Here is a 4,011-nt window from a genome sequence, read left to right on the forward strand (position 1 = left end):
GGGGACGACAGGGCGACGGTGGCGCGCGGGTGCGCTCTGCCACAGGGCGACCCACTCTGGGTGGAGTCATGCACACTCGGAGTCAGGAGGCCTCATGCGTCGTCCCTTTGCCCGTGCTCTGGCGGGAGCGCTGACCCTGGCGGCGGGAGCCGCCGCGGCGCCCTTCGCCCAGGTGCCGCAGGCGGCCGCGGACAGTGTGGTGATCGGCGGGAAGCCGGTGAAGGTGGCCGACAGCCCCTGGGTCGTCGCCCTCGCCAGCCGTGACCGGTTCGGGGGAACGCGTGGCGGGCAGTTCTGCGGAGGCGTGGTCGTCTCCCCGACCAGGGTGCTGACCGCCGCGCACTGCCTCGGCAGCCAGGTGCTGGGAGGCCCGGTCGAATCGGTGGCCGACTTCCGGGTGATCGCCGGGCGTACGGAGCTCCGGGCGGCCGAGGGCCGGGAGATCGCGGTGCGCGGGGCAAGGGTGAACCCGGCCTACGACCCGGCGAGCAATGCCGGGGACCTCGCCGTTCTGGAGCTGGCCGAGCCGGTGCCGGCCCACTATGTGCTGCCCATGGCCGGAGCGGGGCATCCCGCCTACGCGGCCGGTACCGACGCCGCGGTGTACGGCTGGGGCGACACGAGCGGCTTCGGTGACTACGCGTACGGGCTCCGTGCCGCCGGGGTGACGGTGCTCGCGGACGAGGTCTGCGGGCGGGCCTACCCCGGGGACGCGGACGGCCGGTACCGCCCGGAGTCCATGGTGTGCGCGGGGGACGGTGACGGGGGCAAGGATGCCTGCCAGGGCGACAGCGGCGGGCCGCTGGTGGCGCAGGGGCGGCTCATCGGGCTGGTCTCGTGGGGCCGGGGCTGTGGGCGCGCGGACAGCCCCGGGGTCTACACGCGTATCGCGCCGTTGGTGGAATTCGTACTGGCCCCGGAGGCGGGCGCGCAGCCCGAGAGGGTCCGGGACATCCGGGGGGACGCTCGCGGGGCCTCCGGGCCGCACTCAGGGCCCGTACGGGGGTATCGCACGTCCTAGCCGCAGGGTGGCGGATGTGAGGACGGGCGGCGCCCCTGGGTCTCAGGGTGCCGCCCGTCGACCGGCCTGGCCGGTCCTGGCTCGTCGGATGCGAGGTGCAGGCCTGTGTCAGCGGTCCTCGGGTTCGGCATTGGCAGCCGGAGCGGACGTCAGCCGCTCGGTCTCATCCTGTATTTCCGCGGCGATCTTCTTGAGTTCCGGCTCGAACTTGCGCCCGTGGTGGGCGCAGAAGAGCAGTTCACCGCCGCTCAGCAGGACGACGCGCAGATATGCCTGGGCGCCGCAACGGTCGCATCGGTCAGCGGCCGTCAGCGGGGTCGCGGGTGTCAGAACAGTAGTCACGTCGCCTCTTCTCTAGCTCGACGAGCTGTCGTACCAGGGTCAACATCCAACCAGGCCGAAAACGTTCCCGCTCGCGGCTTTTCCTCGAAACTTCCTTCCGAAGCTGGCCGGCTGCTGCCGGTTGGCGGCGAAGGAGCCGTATTGCGTTGCTTTACGGTTTCGCGTTGTCAGTCGTGCGCTTCTTGCAGTTCCATCCTCCCCCGGCGAGAGTGCCAGGTTGTTCATGAGGACGTGCCCGAACCCTAAATGGTTCATGCGCGGAAGGGAACGTGATGTTTCCTTCACCCACCCGGTGGATCGAACACTCGTGCGGATCTGCACTAGGCTGAAGAATGCGCGAGGGTGGCGTTGCATCGGCTCTACCTGGCCTCGGTACCCTTCGAGCGGCACCCGAGCCACCCCTGCGCCCGACCGGGCCAGAAAAGAAATTCAGCGAGGAGCGAACTGCGTGACCGCCGACACGTCCGTGCCTTCCAGCGCGCTGCTGTCCGGAGCAGACCGGGACGGTTCCAACTACACCGCGCGGCACCTGCTCGTCCTCGAAGGGCTGGAGGCCGTCCGCAAGCGCCCCGGCATGTATATCGGCTCCACCGACAGTCGGGGCCTCATGCACTGCCTGTGGGAGATCATCGACAACTCCGTCGACGAGGCCCTGGGTGGCTACTGCGACCACATCGAGGTGATCCTCCACGAGGACGCCTCCGTCGAGGTCCGGGACAACGGCCGCGGCATCCCCGTGGACGTCGAGCCCAAGACCGGTCTGTCGGGCATCGAGGTCGTCATGACCAAACTGCACGCCGGCGGCAAGTTCGGCGGCGGCTCCTACGCGGCCTCCGGCGGCCTGCACGGCGTCGGAGCCTCCGTGGTCAACGCCCTCTCCGCCCGCCTCGACGTCGAGGTCGACCGCAACAGCGCGGCCCACGCCATCAGCTTCCGCCGGGGCGTGCCGGGAATCTTCACCGAGCAGGGTCCCGATAGCCCCTTCGACCCGGCCAACGGCCTGCGCAAGGTCAAGCGGGTCGCCAAGGGCAAGACCGGCACCCGGGTCCGCTACTGGGCCGACCGCCAGATCTTCCTCAAGGACGCCCGGCTCAACCTGGAGACGCTCTACCAGCGCGCCCGCCAGACCGCCTTCCTCGTCCCCGGCCTGACCCTGGTCGTCCGCGACGAGCGCGGCATCGACGGAGCCGGCAAGACCGAGGAGACCTTCCGCTTCGACGGCGGCATCAGCGAATTCTGCGAGTACCTCGCCCAGGACAAGGCAGTATGCGACGTCCTGCGCCTGACCGGTACGGGCACCTTCAAGGAGACCGTCCCGGTCCTCGACGACCGCGGCCACATGACGCCCACCGAGGTCACCCGCGAGCTCGGCGTGGACATCGCCCTGCGCTGGGGGACGGGGTACGAGACCAACGTCAGGTCCTTCGTGAACATCATCGCCACCCCCAAGGGCGGAACCCACGTCTCCGGCTTCGAGCGCTCGATCGCCAAGACCGTGAACGAGGTGCTGCGCTCGGCCAAGCTGCTGCGCGTCGCCGAGGACGACGTGGTCAAGGACGATGCGATGGAGGGCATGACGGCCGTCGTCACCGTCCGGCTCGCGGAGCCGCAGTTCGAGGGCCAGACCAAGGAGGTGCTCGGCACCTCCGCGGCCACCCGGATCGTCGCCGCCGTGGTCGCCAAGGAGCTCAAGGCCTTCCTGACCTCCACCAAGCGCGACGACAAGCAGCAGGCCCGCGCCGTGATGGAGAAGATCGTCGCGGCCGCCAGGACCCGGATCGCGGCCCGTCAGCACAAGGAGGCGCAGCGTCGCAAGACCGCGCTCGAGACCTCCTCGCTCCCCGCCAAGCTGGCCGACTGCCGCAGTGACGACGTGGACCGCAGTGAGCTCTTCATCGTCGAGGGCGACTCCGCCCTCGGCACCGCGAAGCTCGCCCGGAACTCGGAGTTCCAGGCGCTCCTGCCGATCCGCGGCAAGATCCTCAATGTCCAGAAGTCCTCGATCTCGGACATGCTCAAGAACGCCGAGTGCGGGGCGATCATCCAGGTCATAGGAGCCGGCTCGGGCCGCACCTTCGACATCGACGCCGCCCGGTACGGCAAGATCGTGCTGCTCGTCGACGCCGACGTCGACGGCGCGCACATCCGCTGCCTGCTGCTCACGCTCTTCCAGCGGTACATGCGGCCGATGGTCGAGGCCGGCCGGGTCTTCGCGGCCGTGCCGCCGCTGCACCGGATCGAGCTGGTCCAGCCGAAGAAGGGCCAGGACAAGTACGTCTACACGTACTCGGACATCGAGCTGCGCCAGACGCTGCTGGAGTACCAGCGCAAGAACATCCGGTACAAGGACTCGATCCAGCGCTACAAGGGTCTCGGCGAGATGGACGCGGACCAGCTGGCGGAGACCACCATGGACCCCCGCTTCCGCACGCTGCGCCGGATCAACATCGGCGACCTGGACTCGGCCGAGCAGGTCTTCGACCTGCTCATGGGCAACGAGGTGGCTCCCCGCAAGGAGTTCATCACGAGCTCCGCGGCGACCCTGGACCGCTCCCGCATCGACGCCTGACCCGGGTGCCGCCGCAGTCCGGCGGCACCCGGCATCGAACGCGCCACGGCATACCGGCGCTCATCGCTCCCTCACCTGT

3 protein-coding genes are annotated in these 4,011 nt (G+C 69.5%); 2 read left to right on the top strand and 1 reads right to left on the bottom strand.

Annotated elements, in window-relative coordinates:
• Positions 1–94: 94 nt before the first annotated feature.
• Entirely contained in the window at positions 95–1,021 is a 927-nt protein-coding gene (locus ACWGIU_RS31810; RefSeq protein WP_453711577.1) for a serine protease, read from the top strand.
• A gap of 108 nt (positions 1,022–1,129) precedes the next feature.
• Here ACWGIU_RS31810 and ACWGIU_RS31815 read toward each other — a convergent pair whose 3' ends face one another.
• A complete protein-coding gene (locus ACWGIU_RS31815) occupies positions 1,130–1,363 on the bottom strand; it encodes a DUF7455 domain-containing protein (protein WP_030016583.1) in 234 nt (77 codons plus the stop codon).
• A 448-nt stretch (positions 1,364–1,811) separates the two neighbouring features.
• On the opposite strand from ACWGIU_RS31815, the gene ACWGIU_RS31820 reads away from it, so the two are divergent.
• A complete protein-coding gene (locus ACWGIU_RS31820) occupies positions 1,812–3,932 on the top strand; it encodes a DNA gyrase/topoisomerase IV subunit B (protein ID WP_453711578.1) in 2,121 nt (706 codons plus the stop codon).
• Positions 3,933–4,011: the final 79 nt, after the last annotated feature.

Source organism: Streptomyces sp. NPDC054840, assembly GCF_053611065.1.